Here is a 26,819-nt window from a genome sequence, read left to right on the forward strand (position 1 = left end):
TGCCATGCCGCACACCAGGCGGCAGCACACGTGATGAGAACCGGCAGGGACTGCCGGAAACGGGGATCAGGAGGCGGTCGGCATGGCGCAGGGAGAGGTGCTCGAGTTCGAGGAGTACGTTCGCACCCGGCAGGACGCGCTGCTGCGCAGCGCACGCCGGCTGGTCCCGGACCCGGTCGACGCGCAGGACCTGCTCCAGACGGCGCTCGTACGGACGTACGGCCGTTGGGAGACCATCGAGGACAAGCGGCTCGCGGACGCCTATCTGCGCCGGGTGATGATCAACACCCGCACGGAGTGGTGGCGGGCGCGGAAGCTGGAGGAGGTCCCGACCGAGCAGCTCCCGGACGCCTCGGTCGACGACTCCACCGAGCAGCACGCGGACCGCGCCCTGCTGATGGACGTCATGAAGGTGCTCGCCCCCAAGCAGCGCAGCGTCGTGGTGCTGCGACACTGGGAGCAGATGTCCACGGAGGAGACGGCCGCCGCCCTCGGCATGTCGGCCGGTACGGTCAAGAGCACGCTGCACCGGGCGCTCGCCCGGCTCCGCGAGGAGCTGGAGGCCCGCGACCTGGACGCACGCGCGCTGGAGCGTGAGGAGCGGGAGCGTTGCGCGGCGGCCTGACCGAAACCGGGCCCACCCGGCCGGACCACGCTCCGGTCCGGGGGATCTTCCAGGCGGCGAGCACGGCGGTGGCCGTGCTGGCCGCCCTCGCCCTTTTCGTCTCCGCCTGCGCCACCGGCGGCACCGGCACCCGTGACGAGGGTCCGGCGCACGCGGTCGCGGAGGACGGTGCCTCACCCTCACCCCTGCCGTCCGTCATGCGGTCCGCCCAGGCCTCCCCGCGCCTGGACCGCAAGGGCGCGGTCGCTCTCCTCCAGTCGGACCCGAAGGTCTCCGAGGCGGTCAAGCGCGATCTGGAGCCCTGCGGCACCGACCAGTACCCGGTCGACCTGTTCTACGGCGACCTGACCGGCGGCTCGGCCGACGACGTCGTCGTCAACGTCGTGACCTGTGCGGATCTGGTGGGCGTCGGCTCGTACGTGTACCGCGAGGAAGACGGTTCTTACCAGAATGTCTTCCAGACCGAGGAACCTCCGGTCTACGCCGAGATCGACCGCGGCGACCTGGTGGTGACCAAGCAGGTGTACGAGAAGGGCGACCCGGTGTCGGACCCGTCCGGCGAGAACGTGATCACGTACCGCTGGGTCTCGGGGAGGTTCGCCGCGGTGTACCGGACGCACAGCGACTACAGCGACGTCGTCGGCACGGATCCGACGCCGACGCCCGGCAGCTGAACCGATCGGGCCTCCCGGAACGATCCCCCAGTGACCGCATCGACCCCGAAGAGTGAGAGCACCCGGATGGCAGACCAGACCCACGTGCTGTTCGTCGAGGACGACGACGTCATCCGCGAGGCCACCCAACTCGCCCTGGAGCGGGACGGCTTCGCGGTCACCGCCATGCCCGACGGCCTGTCGGGCCTGGAGGCGTTCCGGGCGGACCGTCCCGACATCGCCCTGCTGGACGTCATGGTCCCGGGCCTGGACGGGGTCAGCCTGTGCCGCCGTATCCGCGACGAGTCCACCGTGCCGGTGATCATGCTGTCGGCGCGCGCCGACTCGATCGACGTGGTGCTCGGTCTGGAGGCCGGCGCCGACGACTACGTGACCAAGCCGTTCGACGGGGCCGTCCTGGTCGCCCGGATCCGTGCCGTGCTGCGCCGCTTCGGGCACGCGGGCGGGAGCGACCGGGGCGAGGAGAGCGCGGACGCGGCCGCCGGGGGTGTGCTGACCTTCGGCGAGCTGGAGATCGACACCGAGGGAATGGAGGTGCGCAAGGCCGGGCAGCCGGTGGCGCTCACCCCGACCGAGATGCGGCTGCTGCTCGAGTTCTCCTCCGCGCCGGGCACGGTCCTGTCCCGGGACAAGCTCCTTGAGCGAGTGTGGGACTACGGCTGGGGCGGTGACACCCGGGTCGTCGACGTCCATGTGCAGCGACTGCGCACCAAGATCGGCCAGGACCGGATCGAGACGGTCCGTGGGTTCGGCTACAAGTTGAAAGCCTGAGCAGGGGGACCTGGAGCATGCGGGGGATCCTGCGGGGCCCGGTGATGGAGCGCGTGGTGGTGCGGACGGGGCTGAGATGGAAGCTCAGCGCGGCCATCGCGCTGGTCGGCGCGCTCGTGGCCGTCGCGCTGAGCCTGGTCGTGCACAACGCGGCCCGCGTCTCGATGCTGGACAACGCCCGTGACCTCGCGGACGAGCGGATCCGGATCGCCCAGCGCAACTACGAACTGACAGGCAAGCCGAACTTCCCCAGCATCGCGGTCGACGACCTTCATCTGCCGCCCCCGCTGCGCGAGAAGGTCGAGGAGGGCCGCCGGGCGACGTACGTCTCCGACCGGCCCGACCGGGGCCCGGACATCTGGGCCGCGGTCCCGGTCAAGGGCGGGCATGTGCTGTCGCTGCACACCGGGTTCACCGACCGCAGCACCGACATCCTCAAGGACCTCGACCAGGCCCTGGTGATCGGCTCCATCGCGGTGGTCCTCGGCGGCAGCGCGCTCGGCGTGCTCATCGGGGGGCAGTTGTCGCGAAGGCTGCGAAAGGCGGCGACCGCGGCGAACCAGATGGCCAAGGGCGAGACGGACGTCCGGGTGCGGGACGCGATCGGCGGGGTCGTACGGGACGAGACCGACGACCTCGCGAGTGCCGTGGACGCCATGGCGGACGCGCTCCAGCAGCGGCTGGAGGCGGAGCGGCGGGTCACCGCGGACATCGCGCACGAGCTGCGGACACCGGTGACGGGTCTGCTGACGGCGGCGGAACTGCTGCCTCCCGGCCGGCCCACGGAACTGGTCCTGGACCGCGCGAAGGCCATGCGCACCCTCGTCGAGGACGTCCTGGAGGTGGCCCGGCTCGACGGAGCCAACGAGCGGGCGGAGCTCCAGGACATCCTGCTCGGCGAGTTCGTCACCCGCCGGGTGGCGGCCAAGGACCCGGAGATCGAGGTCCGCGTGGTGCACGAGTCGGAGGTCACGACCGATCCGCGCCGCCTGGAACGCGTGCTGATCAACCTCCTCGCCAACGCCGCCCGGCACGGCAAACCGCCCGTCCAGGTCACCGTCGAGGGCCGCGTCATCCGGGTCCGGGACCACGGCCCCGGCTTCCCCGAGGACCTCCTCGCCGACGGCCCGAGCCGCTTCCGCACGGGCAGCGCGGACCGCGCGGGCCACGGCCACGGGCTCGGTCTGACCATCGCGGCCGGTCAGGCGCGGGTGCTGGGGGCGCGGCTGACCTTCCGCAACGTGCGGCCGGCGGGGGCTCCCGACGGGGTGCACGCGGAGGGCGCGGTGGCGGTGCTGTGGCTGCCGGAGCATGCGCCCACGGCCACCGGGAGCTATCCGATGCTGCCGTGACCTGCCGGCTGCGGGGCCCCTTCGGGTGGCATTTCTCAGGTGCGTGCCAGCATCAGCTCCTCTCCCCTGGACGGTCGTACGCCGTCCGTTCTCCCCCTGAAGTACCGCTGGTCCAGCTCCTCCGCCGGAACATGCCCGGCCTCCCGGAAGCCCGACTCGCGGGCCAGGGCCACGATCTCGGCGGGCCTGAAGAAGCTGAGGAACGGCGTCCCGGCCGCCTTCGCTCCCCGCACCGCGGCCTCCAGCTGTGGCCTCTGATCCGGCTCGACGTCCTCCGGTGGCCGCAGAAAGGTCGTGACCAGCGTGGACCCCGGTGCGAGCGCGGCGACCAGGCGGAACGTGGCGGCGTTCGCCTCCCGGGTGAGGTACATGGTGACGCCCGTGGAGGCCACCACCGCGGGGCGCCCGGGATCGAACCCGGCCTCGGCCAGGCGGCCCCACCAGTCCCCCTCGAAGTCGACCGGCACGAGCCGCAGCCACTCGGGGACACCGAAGCCGAGCCTCTCCAGCCGCCGTCGCTTCCAGGCCTGCGGTCCCGGCCGGTCGACCTCGAAGACCCGCAGCCCGCGCTCGGCGGCGAGCTCCGGTCCTCTGCGCTGGGCGAACGTGTCGAGACCGGCGCCGAGGACGACGTACTGGTCAACTCCCCGCTGGACGACGAGGTCCTCCACATACCGGGTCCGGGCCACGATCGACGCCCGGGTGCGGCGCGTGGCGGCCACGTCCATGTCGGGCCGCTCGCGCCACCCGTCCTCCGGGCCGGCGAGCCGCAGCCCGATCTCGTCCTCCAGGACGTGCGGCGGCGGATCGGCGCGCACGTGCAGGGCCCGCCAGAGGGCGACCCGTACGGCCGTGTGGTCGGCCTCGGCCACGTCCTCCGTCACGCCCAGTCCTTGGAGAAGTCCAGCTCTTCGCTGCGCTGGGTCAGCGAGTACCAGTTGCCGCTGTCGTCGCGGAAGATCGCCTCGATGCCGTACGGCCGCTCCTGCGGCTCCTGGATGAACTCCACCCCGCGCGCCCGGAAGGTCTCGTAGTCACCGCGGCAGTCGTCGGTCCGGAACGCTCCCGCGCCCATCACGCCCTTGCCGACGAGCTTCCGCAGCGCCTCGGCGGACTCGGGGTCCAGCCCGGGGCCGTCGAGACTCATCAGGGCCAGCTCGACGCCCTCCTGCTCCTTGGCGCCGACGGTGACCCACGTCATCTCGCCCATCGAGACCTCGCTGCGCACCTCGAAGTCCAGCTTCTCGGTGAAGAAGGCCTTGGTGCGTTGCTGGTCGAAGGTCCATACGGTGGCGATGCCCAGTCCCTGGATCATGGCTCCGCTCTCCTGTCGTCCGGGGGTTCTTCCTTGTCACCGTAGGCAGCGGCGGGGTCGGGCCGCTTCTTCAAAGTTGCGGTGCTTTTCGCGGCTCTCGCTGGGGGAAAGCCGCCGGCCCAGAGCATGGCGTAGCACCCGGGGATCAGGGCGGCCCCGCGGCCCACGTTCTTGCTGCGGTACTCGCTCGGGGTGAGTCCCGTCCGTGTCTTGAAGCGGGCGGAGAAGGTGCCGAGGCTGCTGAAGCCGACCAGGTGGCAGATCTCGGTGACGCTCAGATCGGCGGCCCGCAGCATCTCCTCGGCCCGCTCGATCCGCCGGTGCGTGAGGTACTGCCCGGGCGTCTCGCCGTACGCCTCCTTGAAGGCCCGCAGGAAGTGGTACCGCGAGTACCCGGCATGCGCGGCGACCGCGCCGAGGTCCAGCTCCGGGTCGGCCCAGTCCCGGTCCATGGCGTCCTTGGCGAGCCGGATCTGCCGCACTTTGTCCATGAGGCCGATGGTGGCACGCGGCACTGACATCGCCCTCGCGAGCGCACACGGAGAAGGCCCCCGGGGCGGACACCATCCGGGGGCCTTCGGTTCAGCAGGGCCGGCTCAGACCTCGACCAGCGGAGCCGGCGCCGCGTCGTCCGCCGACTTCTGGGGTCCCGCTCCCTTCAGCGGCACCTCCTTGACGAACACCGCCGCCACCAGCGCGACCACGGCGACGATCGCGCCGAGCAGGAACGCCGAGTGCGTGCCCGCCGACACCGCGACCTGGTACGCCTCGCGCACCGCGGCCGGCAGCTTCTCCAAGCTCTTCGCGTCCAGCTGTGCGGACTGCTCGGTCACCTTGGAGCCGAGCGTTCCGCCCCGCTCGGCCATGACGTCCTGGACCCGGTGGTTGAACAGTGCGCCCATGATGGCGACACCGAAGGAGGAGCCGAGGGTACGGAACAGGGTGGTGGAGGAGGACGCGACGCCCATGTCCTTCATCTCGACGCTGTTCTGCGCGACCAGCATGGTGATCTGCATCAGGCAGCCCATGCCGAGACCGACCACGGCCATGAAGACACCGGAGGTGAGCCGCGAGGTCCCGGTGTCCATCGTCGACAGCAGGTACAGCCCGACGATCATCAGGGCGCTGCCGAGGACCGGGAAGACGTAGTACCGCCCGCTGTTGGTGGTGATCCGGCCCGCGACCATCGAGGTCACCAGCATCGCGCCGAGCATCGGCAGGAGCAGCAGCCCGGAGTTGGTGGCGGAGGCGCCCTGCACGGACTGCTGGTACAGCGGCAGGAAGAGGGTGGCGCCGAACATCACGAAGCCGGTGATGAAGCCGATGATCGACATCAGCGTGAAGTTGCGGCTGCGGAAGATGTGCAGCGGGACCACCGGCTCGGTCGCCTTGGTCTGCCAGAACACGAACCCGACGAGCGCGGCCACACCGATGCCGATCAGCTCCATGATCCGCGCGGAGGTCCAGGCGTACTCCGTGCCGCCCCAGGTGGTCACCAGCACGATGGAGGTGATGCCCACGGTCAGCAGGGCGGCGCCCAGGTAGTCGATGCGGGCCTGTGCACGCTTCTTCGGCAGGTGCAGGACCGCGCTGATCAGGCCGAGCGACACGACACCGAGCGGCAGGTTGATGTAGAAGGACCAGCGCCAGCCCCAGTTGTCGGTGATGGTGCCGCCGACCAGCGGTCCGCCGATCATCGCGAGCGCCATGACGCCGGCCATCATGCCCTGGTACTTGCCGCGCTCCCGCGGCGGGATCAGGTCGCCGATGATCGCCATGACGCCGACCATCAGACCGCCGGCGCCGAGGCCCTGCACGGCCCGGAAGCCGATGAGCTGCCCCATGTCCTGGGCCATGCCGCTGAGCGCGGAGCCGAGCAGGAAGAGCACGATCGAGCTCATGAAGACGCCCTTGCGGCCGTACATGTCGCCGAGCTTGCCCCAGAGGGGGGTGGCGGCCGCGGTGGCCAGCGTGTAGGCCGTCACGACCCACGAAAGGTGTTCGAGCCCGCCGAGCTCGCCCACGATCGTCGGCATCGCGGTGCCCACGATCATGTTGTCGAGCATCGCGAGCATCATGGTGATCATCAGCGCGAGCAGGACGACCCGCACGCTGCGCTGTTTCTTGTCCGGCTCCGTCTCGACCGTCTGTGTGTCCGCCATCGTTCCCACTCCCCTGAGGTCCTGCGGTACTGCCCCCGCCGGGGCACTTACTTGCCGCCCGGCTAGTTGTCTACACTGGGAAGGTAGACGCGTAACTAGCCGGGCGTCAAGTAAGTTTTATGGGAAGCCGAGGAGCATGAGGATGGGCGGCACCATGGACGTCACGAAGCAGCAGCGCCGCGGCAACACGCGCCAGCGCATCCAGGACGTGGCCCTCGATCTCTTCGCGGAGCAGGGGTACGAGAAGACGTCCCTGCGGGAGATCGCCGAGCACCTGGATGTCACCAAGGCGGCGCTCTACTACCACTTCAAGACCAAGGAAGAGATCCTCGTCAGCATCTTCGACGACCTGACGCAGCCGATCCTCGACCTGATCGAGTGGGGCAGGAAGCAGCCGCACACGCTGGAGACGAAGCAGGAGATCGTACGGCGCTACAGCGCGACACTGGCCGGCGCGACGCCGTTGTTCCGCTTCATGCAGGAGAACCAGGCGGCGGTCCGTGAACTGCGCGTCGGCGAGACCTTCAAGGAGCGGATGCAGGGACTCCGCGAGATCATCGTCGACCCGGAGGCCGACCTGACCGACCAGGTCCGCTGCGTCAGCGCGATCTTCACCCTGCACGCCGGCATGTTCTTCCTCCAGGACATCGCCGGAGACCAGGAGGCCAAGCGCAAGGCGGTCCTGGAGGTCGCCACGGACTTGGTCACGCAGGCGCATCGGGGGGGCGGGGAGGGTTAGGCCCTGGGGGGCGGGGAGGGTTAGGCCCTGGGGGGCGGGGAGGGTTAGGGCCGAGGGCGGGGCGAGGGGTTGGTGCCGACCGAAGCGGCTGACGCCCGCGGTTCAACTGGGGGCAGCGCGAGGAATTGATGCCTACGGTCCGCCCCAGGGGCGGCCAGAGCGGCCGCCGCCCCCGATCCACGCCAGGGGCACCAGGAAGAGCTGACGCCCGCGGTTCGGTCGGCGGTGGCGCGAGGGGCTGACTGACGCCCCCGCCGACGCGCCCCCCTCTGCCCAGGAACACCCCGGCCGCCGCACACCCCGTGCCCGACGACCCGGGCCCGGCATGTCCCCTCCCCCGGAGGGATCCGCTCAGACCTTGACGCCCTTGGCGCGCAGGAAGGCGACCGGGTCGATGGCCGAGCCGTAGTTCGCGGTCGTGCGGATCTCGAAGTGCAGGTGCGGGCCGCTGGAGTTGCCGGTGTTGCCGGACAGGGCGATGCGCTGACCGGTCTTGACGACCTGGCCGACCTTGACCTTGATCCGGGAGAGGTGGGCGTACTGCGAGTACCTCCCCTTGCCGTGCTTGATCACTATGGCGTTGCCGTAGGCGGCACCGTCACCGGCTCCGCCCGGACCCGCCTTGACGACGGTCCCGCCGTGCGCGGCGACGACGGTCGTACCGCTCGGCACCGCGAAGTCCTGCCCGCTGTGGGTGGACTGCCACATGCCACCGGCCTGCGCGAAGCTCGCGCTGAGCGTGTACTTCTTCACCGGGTCGACCCAGGAGGCCGAGGAGGACGCGGCCGAGGCGACTCCGGCCCCCAGTACAGCCGACACCCCGACGGACGCGGCCATGACGGTCACACGGGTGCGAAGCAGGGACGTACGGGAAGAACGGTGGGAGACGCGCTGGAACATTCGGAACCTCATGAAGCCGGGGACAGGAAGCCACCCGGCGCACGAAGGCCGCCGGATGGCGCATCCCTTGGTAACCCCAGAGACCGAATACGCCCAAACAGCCCATCTACGATGGAATGTAGTAATAGGTCCCGATAGGTCGCCCCAGAAGTCGCTTCCCTTCCCGCGATTTCTTCACTATTCCGCCTAGTAATGGACAAATCACCTGTGCGGCAAGTCACCGGCGGCCCCGATGTAAAAGCCATGCCAAGTGACGCACGTCTCTGGCCTCCTACCAACCGGTAACCCTACGGTTCCTCTCGCGCCACCCTCACCAACAAACATGCACGAGACAACTGCAGCGTTTCCGGACGTGAGAGGACCCCCCACCCCATGACAATCAGACGCCCCTGGGCGCGCCACATAGCCGTAAGCACCGTCACCGCCGCCGCCCTCGTCGCCCTGGCCGTCCCGGCCGAGGCCGCGACGACCACCGCAAGCGCCACCACGACCGCTACGGCCGCCGCCGAAGACGTCGACTACGCCACCTGGCAGACGGACTGCCAGACCGTGATGGACCAGGCCCTGGCCTACCTGAAGACGCGTATCGCCGCCCCCAGGCCCGGCGAGAAGCAGGCCATCGTCCTCGACATCGACAACACCACCCTGGAGACGGACTTCGGCTTCAGCTACCCCCAGCCGGCCAACAAGCCCGTCCTGGAGGTCGCGAAGTACGCCCAGCAGCACGGCGTTTCCCTGTTCTTCGTGACCGCCCGTCCCGGCATCATCGCCCCGGTGACCGACTACAACCTCCAGCACGTCGGCTACCAGGTGGGCGGCCTCTACGTCCGCAGCTTCATCGACCTCTTCAAGGACGTCGCCGCCTACAAGACCGCCCAGCGCGTCGACATCGAGAACAAGGGCTACACGATCATCGCGAACATCGGCAACAGCGCCACCGACCTCTCCGGCGGCCACGCCGAGAAGACCTTCAAACTCCCGGACTACAACGGCCAGTTGTCCTGACCTCCGGCCAGGCTCCATCCGCCGCCGCGCGCTCAGGGCAGTGGCGGATGGAGTCGGCGCGTGAAAAAAGCTCTTCCGGCCGGACGGTCAGCCGACCCCGGCCCCGGCCCCGGTCTGATCTGGTCTGGTCTGGTCTGGTCTGGTCGGCAAACCCTCGGCCTCTCCGCCCTCGCCCCCGTGCGAGCCGCCGCCCTTCCCGGCCGAAGAAGAAGCCCGCCGCCATTGCCCCCTCACGCGCCGACTGCCCACCCTGCGCGCGACCTGGAAATGAACGACCTACGAGCCGTATGAGCCGTACGCCCCGGCTACCGTGCACTCACCAGGAAACCGCGCCCTGCGGACACAAGCCGCGCACACAGCCGTACGCACACAAAAGGGCCGCTCCAGAACCGGAGTTCCGAAGCGGCCCTTCAAGGCATCGCCGTGAGGCTTACGCCTCCTTGCTCAGGTTCGGCCCGGCACCGCCGGCCGCCTGCTCGATCGGCGGGACGTCCGGCAGGGCCGCCTTCTCCTCGCCGCGGAAGGTGAAGGTCTTGGTCTCGCCCTCGCCCTCTGTGTCGACGACCACGATGTGACCGGGACGCAGCTCACCGAAGAGGATCTTCTCCGAGAGCGTGTCCTCGATCTCGCGCTGGATCGTGCGACGCAGCGGACGCGCGCCCAGCACCTGGTCGTAGCCCTTGGTCGACAGCAGCTCCTTGGCGGACTGGGAGAGCTCGATGCCCATGTCCCGGTCCTTGAGGCGCTCGTCGACCTTGCCGATCATCAGGTCGACGATCTGGAGGATGTCGGCCTGCGTCAGCTGCGGGAAGACGACCACGTCGTCCACACGGTTGAGGAACTCGGGCCGGAAGTGCTGCTTGAGCTCGTCCGAGACCTTGTTCTTCATGCGCTCGTAGTTGGTCTTCTTGTCGCCCGAGGCCGCGAAGCCCAGGTTGAAGCCCTTGGAGATGTCCCGGGTGCCGAGGTTGGTCGTCATGATGATGACCGTGTTCTTGAAGTCCACGACCCGGCCCTGGGAGTCGGTCAGCCGACCGTCCTCCAGGATCTGCAGCAGCGAGTTGAAGATGTCCGGGTGGGCCTTCTCGACCTCGTCGAACAGGACGACGGAGAACGGCTTGCGGCGGACCTTCTCGGTCAGCTGGCCGCCCTCTTCGTAGCCCACGTAACCGGGAGGCGAACCGAAGAGCCGCGAGACCGTGTGCTTCTCGCTGAACTCCGACATGTCGAGGGAGATCAGCGCGTCCTCGTCACCGAAGAGGAACTCGGCGAGCGCCTTGGACAGTTCGGTCTTACCGACACCGGACGGGCCGGCGAAGATGAACGAACCACCGGGACGCTTCGGGTCCTTCAGGCCGGCACGCGTACGACGGATCGCCTTCGACAGCGCCTTGACGGCGTCGACCTGGCCGATGACCCGCTTGTGGAGCTCGTCCTCCATGCGCAGCAGGCGCGAGGACTCCTCCTCGGTCAGCTTGAAGACCGGGATGCCGGTGGCGGTCGCGAGGACCTCGGCGATCAGCTCGCCGTCGACCTCGGCGACGACGTCCATGTCGCCGGCCTTCCACTCCTTCTCCCGCTTGGCCTTGGCGGCCAGGAGCTGCTTCTCCTTGTCGCGGAGGGAGGCGGCCTTCTCGAAGTCCTGCGAGTCGATCGCGGACTCCTTGTCGCGGCGCACGCCCGCGATCTTCTCGTCGAACTCGCGCAGGTCCGGCGGCGCGGTCATCCGGCGGATGCGCATCCGGGATCCGGCCTCGTCGATCAGGTCGATCGCCTTGTCCGGCAGGAAGCGGTCCGAGATGTACCGGTCGGCCAGGGTGGCGGCCTGGACGAGGGCCTCGTCCGTGATCGAGACACGGTGGTGGGCCTCGTACCGGTCGCGCAGACCCTTGAGGATCTCGATCGTGTGCGGCAGGGACGGCTCCGCGACCTGGATGGGCTGGAAGCGGCGCTCGAGGGCCGCGTCCTTCTCCAGGTGCTTGCGGTACTCGTCCAGCGTGGTCGCACCGATGGTCTGCAGCTCACCGCGGGCCAGCATCGGCTTCAGGATCGAAGCGGCGTCGATGGCGCCCTCGGCGGCACCCGCACCGACCAGCGTGTGCAGCTCGTCGATGAACAGGATGATGTCGCCGCGGGTGCGGATCTCCTTGAGGACCTTCTTCAGGCGCTCCTCGAAGTCACCGCGGTAGCGGGAGCCGGCGACCAGCGCGCCGAGGTCCAGGGTGTAGAGGTGCTTGTCCTTGAGGGTCTCGGGCACCTCGCCCTTGACGATGGCCTGGGCGAGGCCCTCGACGACGGCGGTCTTGCCGACGCCGGGCTCACCGATCAGCACCGGGTTGTTCTTGGTACGGCGGGACAGCACCTGCATGACCCGCTCGATCTCCTTCTCGCGCCCGATGACCGGGTCGAGCTTGGACTCACGAGCGGCCTGGGTGAGGTTCCGGCCGAACTGGTCGAGGACCAGGGACGTCGAGGGGGTGCCCTCGGCAGGCCCGCCGGCGGTGGCGGTCTCCTTGCCCTGGTAACCGGAGAGCAGCTGGATGACCTGCTGCCGCACCCGGTTGAGATCTGCGCCCAGCTTGACCAGGACCTGGGCGGCGACGCCCTCGCCCTCACGGATCAGGCCGAGCAGGATGTGCTCCGTGCCGATGTAGTTGTGGCCCAGCTGAAGGGCCTCGCGGAGCGACAGCTCCAGGACCTTCTTGGCACGGGGGGTGAAGGGGATGTGCCCGGACGGGGCCTGCTGCCCCTGCCCGATGATCTCCTCCACCTGCTGGCGGACCGCCTCGAGCGAAATCCCGAGGCTCTCAAGGGCCTTGGCGGCGACACCCTCACCCTCGTGGATCAGGCCCAGGAGGATGTGCTCGGTGCCGATGTAGTTGTGGTTGAGCATCCGGGCTTCTTCCTGAGCCAGGACGACAACCCGCCGCGCGCGGTCGGTGAACCTCTCGAACATCGTTAATCGCTCCTCAGAGCGGTCAGGCAGTGGGGGGAACTTCCCCTCCCTGTCCTTCCGCAGCTTAGTCCCGCAAGCGGGGACCGCTCATTCCAACTGCCGACACCGTCGATGGCCTCCTGACCCCGAACGCCGACATCCTGTCCAACCCGATGGTGCGAGACGATGTTCCCGCAGGCCAGGCAGTTACCCCAGTCGCCAGTACGCCGATGGCGAACGTGAGACGGCCTTTCCTGCGTGTCGCCCCCTCCCACTAGGGATGTCTTACCCGCTCGAACCGACACTCCATGCCGTACGCCCCCAGTCCCTCCGCTACGGGCGAACAACCTTGTGCCACCCCGCACCTCCGCACGCCCCCATTTCAGACACTCTTCGCACACGTCGGCACACCCAGCGTAACCCTCGGGCCTTTCCGGCGGTTGCACTTGGCATGGTCGCCAGCCACCCCCCTCTCACCACTGATGTCGCCGTGGTCCCGCTCCCCCGTCGGCCGCTGGAACGGGCCGCTTTCGGCGACGATCCGGTCCGTCGCTGGTACGAGAACGAACTGGGCTGGCCCACGGTGCCCGCGAGCACCCCTGAATCTCCCGTACGACTGCGCCTGGGGCTTCGTTTCGACGTCCTGGACGTCCCGGCCGAGGCGGGACGCGCGACCCTGCGCCACCTCGCCGAGGCGTCTCCGGTGGCGCTGTGGGGCGATCGGATGCTGCTCCTGGTGGCGGCGGGCAGCACGGAGGAGTTGCCGGGCCTGCTGGACTGGCTGGAGTGGGGCACGCTGGCGCTCGACCTGCGGGCGGTCGGGACGGGCGGCGTGATGCAGGCACCGCGTCCTCCGGAACCCTGGGTGGGCCAACTCGCGGAAGTCTCGTCGGGACGGTCCGCGCGTCCGGCGCCCGGGGAGGAAGCATCCCTCGTCCCGCCGTCGCTCCCGGAATCGACCGGACTCTTGCCCCGACAGTCACGGAAAGAGCCGAAAGCGGCGAAAGAGCCGCGAGAGACGAGCCCCGCCACCGGAAGCCGGCGGCCTCTCGTCCTGGGCCGCCCGGGCGCCCTGCAGGGGGCCGCCGTGTGGGTGCGGCCCCCCGAGCCTGGGTGCGAGGTCGAGGCCTCGCTGCCGACGATGTCGGCACTGGGGGGCGGTGGGGGCGCCCCCGATCTCGTACGCGTCGTGAACACGGTGGCCACGCACTGCCACCGGCTGCGGCTGAGGCGCGCTCGGCCATAGGCCTTCGCGGCCCCGGCCGTCGTGGCCCCGGCCTCAGCGGACCCTCGATCAGGCGTTGGCCTTCTCGTAAGCCTCGCGAATGCTCGCCGGGACACGGCCGCGGTCATTGACCTCGTAACCGTTCTCCTTCGCCCAGGCGCGGATCTGAGCGGTGTCCTGGCTGCCACCGGAAGCGGCCCGCGTCTTTCCGCGGCCGCCCGAAGCACGGCCTCCGGTGCGGCGACCGCCCTTCACGTAGGGGTCGAGAAGGCCACGGAGCTTGTCCGCATTGGCAGTCGTGAGATCGATCTCGTACGTCTTGCCGTCCAACGCGAACGTGACGGTCTCGTCCGCCTCGCCGCCGTCGATGTCATCGACAAGAAGGACCTGAACCTTCTGTGCCACCGGATTTCCTTTCATCCAATACTTGAGGGCCGGGGGTCTGCGGCGTCCGCCGTTTCACCGTCCCCTGTTATATGCAGTACTGCAGTACGTCGGAAAGCAAACCGCTTTTGCTGGGAAAACACAAACCCTCGGGAGAGACCGACAGGGGCCGCCCCGACCGGAAACATGCGCGTTTCGGACATAGGGAACCTGGGCAGGGCCGAGCGGCGGAATCCTTGACGATCACAGATGCAGAAGCATCCGGCTGTTGCCCAAGGTGTTCGGTTTCACTCGTTCGAGACCGAGGAACTCTGCCACGCCTTCGTCATAGGAACGCAGTAGCTCGGCGTAGACATCGGTGTCAACGGGTGTCTCACCGATCTCGACGAAGCCGTGCTTGCCGAAGAAGTCCACTTCGAAGGTGAGACAGAAAACGCGACGAACACCGAGCCAGCGGGCCGTCTGCAACAACTTCTCCAGCAACTGATGCCCGACCCCGGCACCCTTCAGCCCGGGCTTCACGGCGAGAGTGCGTACTTCCGCGAGGTCTTCCCACATGACGTGCAGGGCGCCGAAGCCGACCAGCTCGGCGTTGTCGTCGCGCTCGGCGACCCAGAACTCCTGGATGTCCTCGTAAAGCGTCACCGTCGCTTTGTCGAGCAGGATGCGGTCACGGACGTAGGAGTCAAGGAGCCGACGGATGCCGGCGACATCGCTGGTGCGTGCCCGCCGGACGGTGATGGCTTTTGCGGTGACTTCGGGGTTCTCGGCGGAGGGGCTCTTCGCGGACATGAGCGGACGCTATCGCCCGCCCTCTCGCGATGCCGAGTCGGGGTTCTCCACGGTCGGTCCCCCGACGATCCGTACGGCGTCCTGGAGTGCCTGTCGCTGTTCCTCGCTCATCATCCCGAAGAAGGCGACGAGAGCGGCGGCGGGGTTGTCACTCTGGGACCAGGCGTCGTTCATGAGTGCGGCGGCGTAGGCGGCCCGTGTGGAGACCGCCTCATATCGATAGGCCCGGCCTTCCGCCTCACGGCGCACCCAGCCCTTCTGATGGAGATTGTCCAAAACGGTCATCACCGTGGTGTACGCGATGGACCGATCCTGCCGAAGGTCTTCCAGGACTTCTCGAACGGTGACCGGGCGGTTCCACTTCCACACCCGCGTCATGACCGCGTCTTCGAGTTCTCCCAATGGGCGAGGCACACCTCAGCACAATAGTGGGAGATCCGGCTATTGGCGTGACGGACGGGCCCTTTCAACGCCAAACAGCAACAAAAAGGGCGTACGACTCCGAAAGCACGGCGGCTCGGAGAGTCGTACGCCGACGAGGGCGCGGCCGGTCAGTCGGCCTGCTTGGTCGCCTCCGCGCGCGCGAGGGCGGCGTCGACGGCCGCGTCCTCCTTGGCCTTGTTGGCCCCGCCCTGGGTCTTCACGATGACCCGGATCACACCGATGAAGAACACGGCCATGACGACCGGGGGCACGAGCGCGGAGACATAGTCCATGCGTCCAGAGTAGCCAGCGGCACCGGGACAACTCGGGCGGGGTGCGGACTGTCCCGCGTTCAGCCCGCGGCCAACTGCTGCGGCGGGTTCGCCGGGGGCGGGGCCGGCTTGCGGCGAGGGAAGACCTCGCCCGGGGTGGGGATGGGCCGGGAGGGCTTCGGGGCGGCGGGAGCGGGTTTCTCGGCGGGCTCGACCGGGGCCTTTTCCGGACGCTTCGCCGGCACCTTGGCGTCCTGTTCCGCCGGGCCGCCCGGCGCGCGCCCGGAAGGCTCTTCGCGGAGCCCTCCGGAAAGACCTCCGGGCAGCGCCAGCAGGCGCGTACGGGAGGCCGGGACCGCAGGGGTCACCGGGGCACGCCGAGCACCCGTGGCGCCCGCGAGGCGGGCCCGTACGTCGCGTTCGGCCAGCATCTGGCAGCGAATCAGCAGCGCCGCCGCGACGGGGTTGCCGCGCAGCGCCCGCAGCGCGGCGAGATCGTCGGGCTCGGGCCGGTACCCGGCACCCAGCGCCTCCTCCAGGAGGGTGAGGTAGCCGGCGGCGGTGCCGGGCAGCGCGGCGCGGTACCGGGCGAGGTCGGCCACCAGGAAGGCGCGCAGCCGGGCCCCCTCGCGCACCGCCTCGTCGAGGGACTCGGCGAGGCGGTGGCAGTCCTTGATGTCCTCGGCCGAGGCAGGGGCGGGGTGAAGGGCGAGGGCGAGAGCGCGGCGGAGCACACGCAGCTCCTCCACGCCGAACGCCATGCCGCCGCGGGATCCGTATGGCGTGGGCATGCGGCGACAGTACGCGCTAATCAGACAAACTCGTCATAGGGGACGGGTGTGGCGCGACCGGGCCACCCCAATGCCGGTCCGGGCGTCCCGGCCCCCAGGTCACATCCGTGACACGTTCCGCTCGTAGACCAGCCGCAGCCCCACCAGTGTCAGCCAGGGCTCGTGCTCGTCGATCACCGACGACTCCCCGAGCACCATCGGTGCCAGCCCGCCCGTGGCGATGACCGTGACGTCGTCCGGGTCCTCCGCGAGCTCCCGGGCCATCCGGCTCACCACGCCGTCGACCTGCCCTGCGAAGCCGTACACGATCCCGGACTGCATCGCCTCGACCGTGTTCTTGCCGATCACGCTCCGCGGCCGGGCCACCTCGATCTTCCGCAGCTGCGCACCCTTGACCCCGAGCGCCTCCACGGAGATCTCGATACCGGGCGCGATGACCCCGCCGACGTACTCCCCGCGCGCGGACACCGCGTCGAACGTGGTCGCCGTGCCGAAGTCCACGACGATCGCGGGGCCGCCGAACAGTTCGACGGCTGCCACCGCGTTGATGATCCGGTCCGCGCCGACCTCCTTGGGGTTGTCGGTGAGGATCGGCACCCCCGTCTTCACGCCGGGCTCGACCAGCACGGCCGGCACGTCGCCGTAGTAGCGCCGCGTCACCTCGCGCAGTTCGTGCAGCACGGACGGCACGGTCGCGCAGATGGCGATCCCGTCGATGCCGTCGCCCAGTTCGTCCCCGAGGAGCGGATGCATGCCCATCAGGCCCTGGAGCAGTACGGCCAGCTCGTCCGCCGTGCGGCGGGCGTCCGTGGAGATCCGCCAGTGCTCGACGATGTCCTCGCCGTCGAACAGCCCGAGGACGGTGTGCGTGTTGCCTACGTCGATCGTGAGGAGCATCGCGACTACTCCGCCTCGCGCAGATCGAGGCCGATGTCGAGAATCGGCGAGGAGTGGGTGAGCGCACCCACGGCGAGGTAGTCGACCCCGGTGTCGGCGTACGCGCGCGCGGTGGCCAGCGTCAGCCGCCCGGAGGCCTCCAGCGCGGCCCGTCCGTGCACGAGCGCGACGGCCTCCTCGCACTCACCGGGCGTGAAGTTGTCCAGCAGGATCAGGTCGGCGCCCGCGTCCACGACCTCCCGCAGCTGGTGCAGGGTGTCGACCTCGACCTCGATCGGCACGTCCGGGAAGGTCTCCCGTACGGCCTTGAAGGCCTGGGCGACGCCACCGGCGGCGACCACGTGGTTGTCCTTGACCAGCGCCGCGTCGGACAGCGACATGCGGTGGTTGACCCCGCCCCCGCACCGCACCGCGAACTTCTCCAGCGACCTGAGGCCGGGAGTCGTCTTCCGGGTGTCCCGCACGCGTGCCTTGGTGCCCTCCAGTGCGTCCGCCCACGCGCGCGTGGCGGTCGCGATGCCCGAGAGCCGGCACAGCAGGTTCAGCGCGCTGCGCTCGGCGGTGAGCAGGTCACGCGTGCGCGTGGTGACCGACAGGAGCTTCTGTCCCGCCTCCACCCGGTCGCCGTCCTCCACGTGCCGCTCGACCTCGAACTCGTCCTCGCACACCACCGAGACGACCGCCTCGGCGACCCTGAGGCCGGCCACGACGCCCGCCTCGCGCGCGACGAAGTCGGCGGTGGCGACGGCGTCCTCGGGGATGGTCGCGACGGTCGTCACGTCCACGCCGTGGTCGAGGTCCTCCTGGATGGCGACATTGGCGATGTCCTCGACCTCCACGGGGTCGAGCCCGGCGTCGGCCAGGAGCTGCGCGAGCGCGGGGTCCAGCCCGCACTCCAGGTACTCCTCGTCGAGGCCGTCGGAGGCGGTGCCACAGGCACAGCCGTCGCCGCAGCCGCCGGACGGGGCGAGGGGAAGGTCGTCGGTGCTCACTGGTGTCACTGCTCCTGGAGGTGCTGCCGGGTCGGGGGGAAGTCTGCGGTATCGGTGGTGTGTACGGCGAGGGTCCGGTCGGGATTCAGCCGTACGACGATGTGGCGGCGCCAGGCCGCGTCGTCGCGGTCGGGCGCGTCCTCGCGCCAGTGGCAGCCGCGCGTCTCCTCGCGCAGCAGGGCCGCGGCGGCCAGGACACGGGCCACGCACAGGAGGTTGGTGGCCTCCCAGGTGTCGACGCCGGGCTCGGCCGTCTTGCCGTTCTCGGCGAGGGCGTCCCGGGCGTCGGCGTGCAGCTGCTGCAGCTCGGCGGCGGCCTTGGACAGGGACTCGGCGGAGCGCAGCACGCCCGCGCCCTGGGTCATGATCCGCTGGATCGCGAACCGGGCCTCGGGGGCGAGCAGCGGGTGCGCGGGCCTCTCGGGCTGGTCGACGGGGGCGGGCACGCGCGCGTGGAGGCCGGCGCGGCTCGCCGTGATGTCGGCGGCGATGCGCTCGGCGTAGACCAGTCCCTCCAGGAGGGAGTTGGAGGCGAGCCGGTTCGCGCCGTGCACGCCGGTGCAGGCGACCTCGCCGCACGCGTACAGGCCCGGGACGGTCGTGCGGCCCTTGGAGTCGGTGCGCACGCCGCCGGAGGCGTAGTGGGCGGCCGGTGCGACCGGGATGGGCTCGGTGACCGGGTCGATGCCATGGGCACGGCAGGCGGCGAGAATCGTCGGGAAGCGGTGCTCCCACATCTCGGCGCCGAAGTGCCGGGCGTCGAGGAACATGTGCTCGGCGTCCCGCTCCTGCATGCGGCGCATGATGCCCTTGGCGACGATGTCGCGGGGGGCGAGCTCGGCCAGCTCGTGCTGCCCGGTCATGAAGCGCACCCCGTCGGCGTCGACCAGGTGGGCGCCCTCGCCGCGCACGGCCTCGGAGACGAGCGGCTGCTGGCCCTCGGCGTCCGGGCCGAGGAACAGCACGGTGGGGTGGAACTGCACGAACTCCAGGTCGCTGACCTCGGCGCCCGCGCGCAGGGCGAGCGCCACACCGTCGCCCGTCGACACGGACGGGTTGGTGGTCGCGGAGAACACCTGGCCCATGCCGCCGGTCGCGAGGACGACCGCGGGGGCGTGCACGGCGCCCACGCCGTCGTGCTGTCCCTCGCCCATGACGTGCAGGGTGACGCCCGCCGTGCGGCCTTCGGCGTCGGTCAGCAGGTCGAGCACGAGCGCGTTCTCGATCGTGCGCAGTCCTCGCGCGCGTACGGCCTCGACGAGCGCCCGGGAGATCTCCGCGCCGGTCGCGTCACCGCCCGCGTGCGCGATCCGGCGCCGGTGGTGACCGCCCTCGCGGGTCAGCGCCAGGTCGCCCGCCTCGGACTCGTCGAAGTGCGCGCCGGTGGCGATCAGGCGGCGTACGGCGTCGGGGCCCTCGGTGACGAGGATCCGCACCGCCTCCTCGTCGCACAGGCCCACGCCCGCGACCAGCGTGTCGTCCAGGTGCTGTTCGGGGGTGTCGCCCTCGCCCAGGGCCGCGGCGATGCCGCCCTGCGCCCAGCGGGTGGAGCCGTCGTCGAGGCGGGCCTTGGTGACGACGACGGTGCTCAGGCCCTCGGCCTGGCAGCGCAGGGCCGCGGTGAGGCCGGCGACGCCGGAGCCGACGACCACGACGTCCGCGTCGATGGACCACCCGGGCGCGGGTGCGTGCAGTCGTATGCCTGTGGCGGTCACGAGGCGGCTCCGAAGGTCAGGGGGATGTTGTCGATCAGCCGGGTCGTCCCCACCCGGGCGGCGACGGCGAGGACGGCCTCGCCGGTGTAACCGTCCTCGACCTCGGTGAAGTCGGACGGGTCGACGAGTGCGAGGTAGTCCAGGGCGAGCGGCGGGTCCTGGCGCGAGGCGTCGTCCAGGATCTGCCGGGCGGCAGCGCGGACCGCCGACGGGGCTCCCGGCAGGGCCTTCGCGACCGCGTGCGCGTCGGCGGCCGCGCGGGACTCCCCGAGGGCGCTCAGGGCTTCGGCACGCTCATGCGTGGCGGGCACTTCACGGGCCCGTGCGCGCAGCGCCTCCTGGGCAGCGTGGCGGTCGCGGCCCGCGAACAGGGCACGGGAGAGCGCGAGTGCCGTGCGCCGTTCCCGCGGTGAGAGGTAGCGGTTGCGGCTGGAGCGGGCCAGGCCGTCGTCCTCGCGCACGGTGGGCACGCCGACGATCTCGACACCGAAGTTCAGGTCGCGCACCATCCGGCGGATCAGGGCGAGCTGCTGGGCGTCCTTCTGGCCGTAGAGGGCGATGTCGGGGCGGGTGAGGTGGAGCAGCTTGGCGACGACGGTGAGCATGCCGTCGAAGTGGCCGGGGCGGGAGGTGCCCTCCAGGCGCTCTCCCATCGGGCCCGCGCTGATGCGTACCTGGGGCTCGCCGCCGGGGTAGACCTCGTCGACGGAGGGCGCGAAGACGGCGTCCGCGCCGGCGTCCTCGGCGATCTTGAGGTCGGCGTCCAGGGTGCGCGGATAGCGGTCGAGGTCCTCTCCCGCGCCGAACTGGAGCGGGTTCACGAAGACGGTGACGACGACCTCGCCGTCCGGTCCGGCGAGCTCGCGGGCGGTGCGGACCAGGGTGGCGTGGCCCTCGTGCAGGGCGCCCATGGTCATCACGACGGCCCGGCGGCCCACGCGCGAGCGTGCGTGCAGTTCGTCGGCGGTGCGCAGCAGGGTCGTGGTCATCGGGCGTCTCCTTCGGCGCCGTCGGTCCCGGTGGCGAGTACCCCGAGGAGGTCCTCGGCCAGCTCCGGCTTCAGCAGGCCGTGGGCGAGCGCCCGGTCGGCGGTCGCGCGGGCCATCGCCAGATAGCCCGCGACGGTCTGCGGGGCGTGCTCGCGCAGTTCCCTGACGTGCGCGGCGACGGTGCCGGCGTCACCGCGCGCGACGGGGCCGGTGAGGGCCGCGTCGCCGGAGCGCAGGGCGTTGTCCAGGGCGGCGCCGAGCAGCGGGCCGAGCATCCGGTCGGGGGCCTCGACGCCGGCCGAGCGCAGCAGCTCCATGGCCTGGGCGACCAGCGTGACCAGGTGGTTCGCACCGAGGGCGAGGGCCGCGTGGTACAGCGGGCGCTTGTCCTCGTCGATCCACTCGGGCTCGCCGCCCATCTCGATGACGAGGGCCTCGGCGGCCAGCCGCAGTTCCTCCGGGGCGGTGACGCCGAAGGAGCAGCCCGCGAGGCGCTGGACGTCCACGGGGGTGCCCGTGAAGGTCATCGCCGGGTGCAGGGCCAGCGGCAGGGCGCCCGCGCGCAGGGCGGGGTCGAGGACCTTCGCGCCGTACCGCCCGGAGGTGTGCACGAGCAGCTGCCCCGGCCGCACCGCGCCGGTCTCGGCGAGGCCCTCGACGAGACCGGGCAGGGTGTCGTCGGGGACCGTCAGCAGCACCAGGTCGGCGCGCTGGAGGACGTCCGCGGGAGTGACGAGCGGGACGTCCGGGAGCATCAGCGCGGCACGTCGCCTGGAGGCGTCGGAGACTCCGGAGACGGCCACCGGGCGGTGTCCGGCGAGCTGGAGGGACGCGGCGAGCGTCGGCCCCACCCGGCCGGCGCCGACGACGCCGACGGTGAGCCGCGCGGGGCGGTCCTTGCTGTCTGGCTGTTGGGCTGTACTCACGCGACGGCGGCCTTCCCGTTCCAGTCCGCATCTGGGTACCGGACGATTTCTCGTCATGTTAACGCGATCGGTTCGGAGGGCGTCCGGTTGTCCACAGGCTGTGGGTTTCCGTGGGCCGCGCGTGCGGAAATTGACGCGCTCGGGTTCGGGGGCGCACGAGATGATCCGCACATGAGTGACAAACAGGAGCACGGAGCCGGGCAGGCGACGGACCAGGTATTGCCGGAGGAGGTCACGGAGGAGGCGCCGTCGGAGCACCTCACGGAGGAGGACCGGCTCCTGCACCGCCGCGCACGACGCATCAGCGCGTACCGGAGCGCGGAGCGCACGCTGGCGAGGCTCGGACTGTACGACCCCCTCCGCGAGCGCCTGGCGCTGCTTGACGGGGCGCACACCTTCTACGACCTGGACGAGCCGTCCGACCTCTACGGCAACGGCGTTGTCGCGGCCCTGGAGGAGAGGGTCGCGGGTCTCCTCGGCAAGGAGGCCGCCGCCTTCTTCCCGACCGGCACGATGGCCCAGCAGGTGGCACTGCGCTGCTGGGCGGGCCGTACCGGCAACCCCACCGTCGCCCTGCATCCCCTGGCCCACCCCGAAGTGCACGAACGCGACGCCTTCCAGCAGGTCTCCGGTCTGCGCCCGGTCCAGGTGACGAGCGAACCGCGACAGCCCACGGCCGACGAGATACGCCACTTCGAGGAGCCCTTCGGGGCGCTGATGCTGGAACTGCCCCTGCGGGACGCCGGTTTCCTGCTGCCCACCTGGGAGGAGCTCACCGAGGTCGTGGAGGCGGCACGCGAGCGGGACGCGGTGGTGCACTTCGACGGCGCACGCCTGTGGGAGACCACCGTCCACTTCGGCCGCCCCCTGGCCGAGATCGCGGACCTCGCGGACAGCGTCTACGTGTCGTTCTACAAGTCCCTCCAAGCCTTCGGGGGTGCCGCGCTCGCCGGCCCGAAGAGCCTGATCGAGGAGGCGAGGACCTGGCGGCACCGGTACGGAGGCGCGGTGTTCCAGCAGTTCCCGACCGCCCTGTCGGCACTCGCGGGGCTGGAACACGAACTGCCCAGGCTGCCCGAGTACGTGACCCACGCGCGCGTGGTGGCCGCCGCACTGCGCGAGGGGTTCGCGGAGGCCGGGGTGCCGTGGGCGCGGGTCCACCCCGAGGTGCCGCACACCTTCGACTTCCAGGTCTGGCTGCCGTACGGCGTCGACGCGCTCTCCGAGGCGGCGATCCGGCAGTCGGAGGAGACGAGGACGGCCCTGTTCATCTCCTCCTGGGACGAGAAGGGCCCCGGCCTGTCCATGACCGAGGTCAACGTCCGTGCCGCCGCCCTGGAGTGGACGGCGGCCGACGTGAAGGCGGCAGCGGCCGACTTCGCCGCCCGGCTGCGGGAGGTCGCCGGCTAGGGGTCAGCAGCTCGGGCGGGCCTGCCCGAGCAGCCGACGGCGCAACGCGTGCCGCAGCCGCGCCCGGGCGGGCCGCTCCGCCAGGACCGCCCGGAACCGCCGGTACTCGCCCAGTTCGCGCACGACCCGCACGTCGTGGGCGCCGGGCGCGGACGGGGCGGGGGTGCCGAGGTGCCGGGCGCGGTAGGTGTCGAGGAGGTGCTGCTGGGTGATGCTCATGGCTCCAGGCTGAGCCGCGAGCGGCGGCCGCGTCGCGTCGATTGACGGCCACCGTCAATCGAGCACGGCGTTGTCGGTGGCGGGGTGCACCATGAGGTCATGAGCGTGCGCATCGACATCGCGGGGCTGCGGCCGGAGAGGGTCGCCGTCGTGCCCTCGCCCCTGGCCGAGCTCGGCATGGCGCTGCACGCGCTGGCCGAACCGGGGCACCATCCGGGACTCCAGGCCTGGGTGACGGGTGTGACCGCGCGGCTCGACCCGCATCTGGCCGACCGGATGTGCGAGGCGGACTTCCTGTGGCGGACGACGTTCTCGGACCTGTTCATGCCGTTCGCCGGGGTCGCGGGCCGGGCCACCCTCCCCGGGGCCTGCATCGCCGAGGACCTGGACCTGCTCGACAAGCTGACGGACGAGCAGTTCGTGGACGCGGCCCTGGAGTTCACCTGCGCGCTGCCGTACTCCTCGCACGGCCCGAGCGTGCTCTCCGACGGCGCGCTGCACCGGCGTGCCCTGGAGCTGGCCGCCTCGCGCGGACCGCGCCAGGTGCGGTTCGCCGAGCGGCTGCTGGCCGACCCGCCCCGGATCCGGGCCTGGTTCCGGCAGTTCGTGGCGGACTGCGACGAGGCGTTCTTCGCCGACACCTGGTCCCGGCTGCGCCACCAGCTCGCGGCGGACGCCCGCCACAAGACGGACCTGCTGCGCCGCAAGGGCCTCGCGGAGGCGCTGACCGCGGTGTCGCCGGCGGTCACGCTCGACGAGGCCACGGGCCACATCACGGTCGACAAGCTGGGCATCGGGCACAGCGCCACGGCGGACGGCGGTCTGCTGCTGATCCCCACGAGCCTGGGCTGGCCGCACCTGAGCGTCCTGCACCGGTACGGCTGGCAGCCCGCCCTGCACTACCCTGTCGGCTCCCCCGAGCTCGCCTCCCCGCCCTCGGTCGAGCAGTTGACCCTGCGGCTGACCGCGCTGTCCCATCCCGTCCGGATGCGCCTGTGCCGGCATCTGGCCCGCAGCGCCCACACGACCAGCGAGCTCGCCCAGGTGCAGGGCATGACCGCCCCGGAGATATCCCGGCACCTGAGCGTCCTCAAGAAGGCGGGCCTGGTCACCACCCGCCGCCGCGGTCGGTACGTCCTGCACCAGCTGGACGTCACCGTGGTGGCGCGGCTCGGCAGCGACTTCCTGGAAGGGATATTGAGGTAGCCCGAGCCCGGACGTCTTCCCGGACGCTGTCTGACCGGAAACGGTGTCATCCCCGGCCGTGTCTCCCCGGGCCGCGTCCGTCCGGACCACGTCCGTCCGGGTCGCGCCTCAGCCCTGCCCGCCCGCGCGCACCAGCCCTGTCTCGTAGGCCAGGACCACCACCTGCACCCGGTCCCGGAGGCCCAGTTTGGTCAGGATGCGGCCGACATGGGTCTTCACGGTCGCCTCGGACAGCACCAGCCGGGCCGCGATCTCGCCGTTGGACAGCCCCTGCGCGACCAGCACCATGACCTCGCGCTCGCGGCCGGTGAGCCGCTCCAGCTCCTTGTGCTGGGGCTCCTTGCCGGTGGTGGGCAGCATGGGCGCGAACCGGTCGAGCAGGCGCCGGGTCGTCGAGGGGGCGACCACGGCGTCACCGCTGTGCACCGAGCGGATCGCGGTGAGCAGCTCGCCGGGGGGCACGTCCTTGAGCATGAAGCCGGAGGCGCCCGCCTTCAGCCCGGAGAAGGCGTACTCGTCGAGATCGAAGGTGGTCAGGATCAGCACCTTCGGCGGGTCGGGCTCCGAGCAGATGCGGCGGGTGGCCTCCACACCGTCGAGCTTCGGCATGCGGACGTCCATGAGGACGACGTCCACGGCGGTCGCGCGCAGCACCTGGAGGGCCTCCACCCCGTCCCCCGCCTCCGCGACGACCTCCATGTCCGGCTGAGCTGCGAGCACCATCCGGAACCCGGTGCGCAGCAGCACCTGGTCGTCGACGAGCATCACGCGGATCGTCATCGGTCCTCTTCCGTTTCCTCGGGGTCGTACGGCATGTCGCCAGGGGGCGTGACAGGTGTCAACAGGGGGCGCGCGTCGGTGTCAATGCGCGGGTTTGAGCGGGAGCAGCGCGCTGATGCGGAATCCTCCGCCGGGGCGGGGGCCCGCGTCCAGGGTGCCGCCGACCATGCCGACCCGCTCGCGCATGCCGATCAGGCCGTGGCCCGCGCCGTCGGCGCCGCCCTCCTCGTACAGCTCGTGCGGGGCGCCCTTGCCGTCGTCCTCGACGAGCAGGCCGAGGCCGTCGTCGAAGTAGACCAGGCGCACACTCGCGCCCGCGTTGGGCCCGCCGTGCTTGCGCGTGTTGGTGAGCGCCTCCTGCACGATGCGGTACGCGGTGAGCTCGACCCCGCTGGGCAGCGGGCGCGGGGTGCCCTCGATCTTGAAGTCGACGGGGAGCCCGGAGCCGCGACACTGCTCGACGAGGTCCTCGATCTGCTCGACGTCGGGCTGCGGGACGTACTCGCCGCCCTCCTGGTGCTCGCCGGTGCGCAGCACGCCCAGCAGGCGGCGCATCTCGGCGAGGGCCTGGCGGCCGGTGGAGGAGATGGTCTCCAGGGCCTTCTTGGCCTGGTCGGGCGCGGCGTCGAGCACGTAGGCGGCGCCGTCGGCCTGGACGACCATGACGGACACGTTGTGCGCGACGACATCGTGCAGCTCGCGGGCGATCCGGGCGCGCTCGGCGGCGACGGCGACCTTGGCCTGTGCCTCGCGCTCCTTCTCCAGTCGGGCGTTGCGCTCCTCCAGCTGCGCGAAGTAGGCGCGGCGGGTGCGGATCGAGTCGCCGAGCACCCAGGCCAGGGCGAACGGCACGGCCTGGAAGACCATGATCGCGACGTTGCCGAGCGGGCCGGAGTGCTCGTTGGGCCAGCGCAGCTGTGCGACGGGGGCGGCGCACAGGCCGACCGTCAGCGCCAGCCGGGACGCCCAGCGGGTGCCCGTGGCGGCCACGGTGTAGACGATCACCAGCAAGGCGAAGTCGGCGGACGTGGTCTCCACGTCCAGCACGAGCTGCGCCGCACCGAGCCCGACGGCCAGCAGCAGCATCCGCTCCGGCATGCGCCTGCGCAGCGCGACCACCAGGCACAGCAGCAGGACGATCGGAACGATCGCCAGTGGGGACTGGGTCCCCCGGGACTCCCCACGGGCGGTTTCGCTGGCGAGCGAGACCCCGAGCAGGAAGACGGCCCAGAAGACGTCCACCCCTGTCGGGTGCCTGCGGAGGAAGTCATAGAGGCGCTGCACGTAACCCAGCGTAGGGAAGCGTGATGTGTGCAGGGG

At 70.7% G+C, this 26,819-nt stretch carries 28 protein-coding genes; 9 read left to right on the forward strand and 19 right to left on the reverse strand.

Translation table 11 applies throughout. From position 1 onward, the window contains the following. Window positions 1–82: 82 nt before the first annotated feature. From RKD20_RS19440 to cseC, 4 genes are all read left to right on the forward strand, one after another. Window positions 83–625: a SigE family RNA polymerase sigma factor gene (locus tag RKD20_RS19440; RefSeq protein WP_020122536.1), complete on the forward strand. Its 543-nt coding sequence runs from the start codon at window positions 83–85 to the stop codon at window positions 623–625. Continuing rightward, on the forward strand, window positions 610–1,299 hold the full coding sequence (locus RKD20_RS19445; RefSeq protein WP_424878821.1) for a hypothetical protein: 690 nt from the start codon (window positions 610–612) through the stop codon (window positions 1,297–1,299). The genes RKD20_RS19440 and RKD20_RS19445 overlap by 16 nt, the downstream gene beginning before the upstream one ends. Before the next feature lie 66 nt (window positions 1,300–1,365). Next, entirely contained in the window at window positions 1,366–2,070 is a 705-nt protein-coding gene (gene cseB, locus RKD20_RS19450; protein WP_424878822.1) for a two-component system response regulator CseB, read from the forward strand. Window positions 2,071–2,087: 17 nt separating this feature from the next. Continuing rightward, the gene (gene cseC, locus RKD20_RS19455) at window positions 2,088–3,422 is read left to right on the forward strand and encodes a two-component system sensor histidine kinase CseC (RefSeq protein ID WP_424878823.1); all 1,335 of its coding nucleotides are present in this window, start codon (window positions 2,088–2,090) and stop codon (window positions 3,420–3,422) included. 35 nt (window positions 3,423–3,457) lie between these two features. Here cseC and RKD20_RS19460 read toward each other — a convergent pair whose 3' ends face one another. The 4 genes from RKD20_RS19460 to RKD20_RS19475 all read right to left on the reverse strand — a co-directional run bounded on the left by RKD20_RS19460 (window position 3,458) and on the right by RKD20_RS19475 (window position 6,899). After that, entirely contained in the window at window positions 3,458–4,312 is an 855-nt protein-coding gene (locus RKD20_RS19460) for a class I SAM-dependent methyltransferase (RefSeq protein WP_424883268.1), read from the reverse strand. Next, complete coding sequence (locus RKD20_RS19465; protein WP_020122540.1) at window positions 4,303–4,737, reverse strand: VOC family protein; 435 nt, start codon at window positions 4,735–4,737, stop codon at window positions 4,303–4,305. Before RKD20_RS19465 ends, RKD20_RS19460 begins: the two co-directional genes overlap by 10 nt. Continuing rightward, window positions 4,734–5,228: a helix-turn-helix transcriptional regulator gene (locus RKD20_RS19470; RefSeq protein ID WP_424878824.1), complete on the reverse strand. Its 495-nt coding sequence runs from the start codon at window positions 5,226–5,228 to the stop codon at window positions 4,734–4,736. The genes RKD20_RS19465 and RKD20_RS19470 overlap by 4 nt, the downstream gene beginning before the upstream one ends. Before the next feature lie 105 nt (window positions 5,229–5,333). Then, complete coding sequence (locus tag RKD20_RS19475; protein ID WP_424878825.1) at window positions 5,334–6,899, reverse strand: MDR family MFS transporter; 1,566 nt, start codon at window positions 6,897–6,899, stop codon at window positions 5,334–5,336. A 142-nt stretch (window positions 6,900–7,041) separates the two neighbouring features. On the opposite strand from RKD20_RS19475, the gene RKD20_RS19480 reads away from it, so the two are divergent. Next, window positions 7,042–7,638 (forward strand): TetR/AcrR family transcriptional regulator, encoded by a 597-nt coding sequence (locus RKD20_RS19480; RefSeq protein WP_424878826.1) that lies wholly within the window; start codon window positions 7,042–7,044, stop codon window positions 7,636–7,638. A 351-nt stretch (window positions 7,639–7,989) separates the two neighbouring features. On the opposite strand, the gene RKD20_RS19485 is transcribed toward RKD20_RS19480, so the two are convergent. After that, the gene (locus RKD20_RS19485; RefSeq protein ID WP_424878827.1) at window positions 7,990–8,538 is read right to left on the reverse strand and encodes a M23 family metallopeptidase; all 549 of its coding nucleotides are present in this window, start codon (window positions 8,536–8,538) and stop codon (window positions 7,990–7,992) included. 372 nt (window positions 8,539–8,910) lie between these two features. Between RKD20_RS19485 and RKD20_RS19490 the strand changes: the two genes are divergently transcribed. Further along, on the forward strand, window positions 8,911–9,543 hold the full coding sequence (locus RKD20_RS19490) for an HAD family acid phosphatase (RefSeq protein WP_424878828.1): 633 nt from the start codon (window positions 8,911–8,913) through the stop codon (window positions 9,541–9,543). A 430-nt stretch (window positions 9,544–9,973) separates the two neighbouring features. On the opposite strand, the gene RKD20_RS19495 is transcribed toward RKD20_RS19490, so the two are convergent. Continuing rightward, window positions 9,974–12,499, reverse strand: a complete 2,526-nt coding sequence (locus RKD20_RS19495; RefSeq protein ID WP_020122546.1) for an ATP-dependent Clp protease ATP-binding subunit — start codon at window positions 12,497–12,499, stop codon at window positions 9,974–9,976. 430 nt (window positions 12,500–12,929) lie between these two features. Here RKD20_RS19495 and RKD20_RS19500 point away from each other — a divergent pair, with 430 nt between their 5' ends. Further along, window positions 12,930–13,724, forward strand: coding sequence for an SCO3374 family protein (locus RKD20_RS19500; RefSeq protein ID WP_424878829.1), 795 nt, complete (start codon window positions 12,930–12,932; stop codon window positions 13,722–13,724). A 48-nt stretch (window positions 13,725–13,772) separates the two neighbouring features. Here RKD20_RS19500 and RKD20_RS19505 read toward each other — a convergent pair whose 3' ends face one another. The 10 genes from RKD20_RS19505 to RKD20_RS19550 form a co-directional block, all read right to left on the reverse strand. Then, window positions 13,773–14,108, reverse strand: a complete 336-nt coding sequence (locus RKD20_RS19505; RefSeq protein ID WP_007383771.1) for a histone-like nucleoid-structuring protein Lsr2 — start codon at window positions 14,106–14,108, stop codon at window positions 13,773–13,775. 222 nt (window positions 14,109–14,330) lie between these two features. Next, window positions 14,331–14,879 carry an amino-acid N-acetyltransferase gene (locus tag RKD20_RS19510; protein ID WP_020122548.1) on the reverse strand — a complete coding sequence of 183 codons (549 nt, stop codon included), beginning with the start codon at window positions 14,877–14,879 and terminating at the stop codon, window positions 14,331–14,333. Window positions 14,880–14,888: 9 nt separating this feature from the next. After that, on the reverse strand, window positions 14,889–15,281 hold the full coding sequence (locus tag RKD20_RS19515; RefSeq protein ID WP_424878830.1) for a BlaI/MecI/CopY family transcriptional regulator: 393 nt from the start codon (window positions 15,279–15,281) through the stop codon (window positions 14,889–14,891). A 149-nt stretch (window positions 15,282–15,430) separates the two neighbouring features. Further along, a complete protein-coding gene (locus RKD20_RS19520; protein ID WP_037717523.1) occupies window positions 15,431–15,595 on the reverse strand; it encodes a hypothetical protein in 165 nt (54 codons plus the stop codon). 59 nt (window positions 15,596–15,654) lie between these two features. After that, on the reverse strand, window positions 15,655–16,335 hold the full coding sequence (locus RKD20_RS19525) for a hypothetical protein (RefSeq protein ID WP_424883269.1): 681 nt from the start codon (window positions 16,333–16,335) through the stop codon (window positions 15,655–15,657). Window positions 16,336–16,464: 129 nt separating this feature from the next. Then, complete coding sequence (locus tag RKD20_RS19530) at window positions 16,465–17,262, reverse strand: type III pantothenate kinase (RefSeq protein ID WP_020122551.1); 798 nt, start codon at window positions 17,260–17,262, stop codon at window positions 16,465–16,467. Between the two features lie 5 nt (window positions 17,263–17,267). Beyond that, a complete protein-coding gene (nadC, locus tag RKD20_RS19535; RefSeq protein ID WP_424878831.1) occupies window positions 17,268–18,254 on the reverse strand; it encodes a carboxylating nicotinate-nucleotide diphosphorylase in 987 nt (328 codons plus the stop codon). A gap of 5 nt (window positions 18,255–18,259) precedes the next feature. After that, complete coding sequence (locus RKD20_RS19540; RefSeq protein WP_424878832.1) at window positions 18,260–19,969, reverse strand: L-aspartate oxidase; 1,710 nt, start codon at window positions 19,967–19,969, stop codon at window positions 18,260–18,262. Further along, window positions 19,966–20,958 carry a pantoate--beta-alanine ligase gene (gene panC / locus RKD20_RS19545; protein ID WP_424878833.1) on the reverse strand — a complete coding sequence of 331 codons (993 nt, stop codon included), beginning with the start codon at window positions 20,956–20,958 and terminating at the stop codon, window positions 19,966–19,968. The genes RKD20_RS19540 and panC overlap by 4 nt, the downstream gene beginning before the upstream one ends. Then, window positions 20,955–21,884, reverse strand: coding sequence for a Rossmann-like and DUF2520 domain-containing protein (locus RKD20_RS19550; protein WP_424878834.1), 930 nt, complete (start codon window positions 21,882–21,884; stop codon window positions 20,955–20,957). The genes panC and RKD20_RS19550 overlap by 4 nt, the downstream gene beginning before the upstream one ends. Before the next feature lie 171 nt (window positions 21,885–22,055). Here RKD20_RS19550 and RKD20_RS19555 point away from each other — a divergent pair, with 171 nt between their 5' ends. After that, entirely contained in the window at window positions 22,056–23,294 is a 1,239-nt protein-coding gene (locus RKD20_RS19555; RefSeq protein ID WP_424878835.1) for a threonine aldolase family protein, read from the forward strand. Window positions 23,295–23,297: 3 nt separating this feature from the next. Here the strand turns inward: RKD20_RS19555 and RKD20_RS19560 are convergent, their stop codons facing one another. Next, window positions 23,298–23,513, reverse strand: a complete 216-nt coding sequence (locus RKD20_RS19560) for a hypothetical protein (protein WP_424878836.1) — start codon at window positions 23,511–23,513, stop codon at window positions 23,298–23,300. Window positions 23,514–23,612: 99 nt separating this feature from the next. Between RKD20_RS19560 and RKD20_RS19565 the strand changes: the two genes are divergently transcribed. Beyond that, window positions 23,613–24,719 (forward strand): DUF5937 family protein, encoded by a 1,107-nt coding sequence (locus RKD20_RS19565; RefSeq protein ID WP_424878837.1) that lies wholly within the window; start codon window positions 23,613–23,615, stop codon window positions 24,717–24,719. Window positions 24,720–24,827: 108 nt separating this feature from the next. Here the strand turns inward: RKD20_RS19565 and RKD20_RS19570 are convergent, their stop codons facing one another. Together RKD20_RS19570 and RKD20_RS19575 are read right to left on the reverse strand one after the other, a co-directional pair. Then, window positions 24,828–25,499: a response regulator gene (locus tag RKD20_RS19570; RefSeq protein WP_424878838.1), complete on the reverse strand. Its 672-nt coding sequence runs from the start codon at window positions 25,497–25,499 to the stop codon at window positions 24,828–24,830. Window positions 25,500–25,580: 81 nt separating this feature from the next. After that, window positions 25,581–26,783 (reverse strand): sensor histidine kinase, encoded by a 1,203-nt coding sequence (locus RKD20_RS19575; protein WP_424878839.1) that lies wholly within the window; start codon window positions 26,781–26,783, stop codon window positions 25,581–25,583. Window positions 26,784–26,819: the final 36 nt, after the last annotated feature.

This window comes from Streptomyces sp. SLBN-8D4 (assembly GCF_049739545.1).
In the GTDB taxonomy this organism is placed as follows: Bacteria; Actinomycetota; Actinomycetes; order Streptomycetales; family Streptomycetaceae; genus Streptomyces; species Streptomyces canus_C.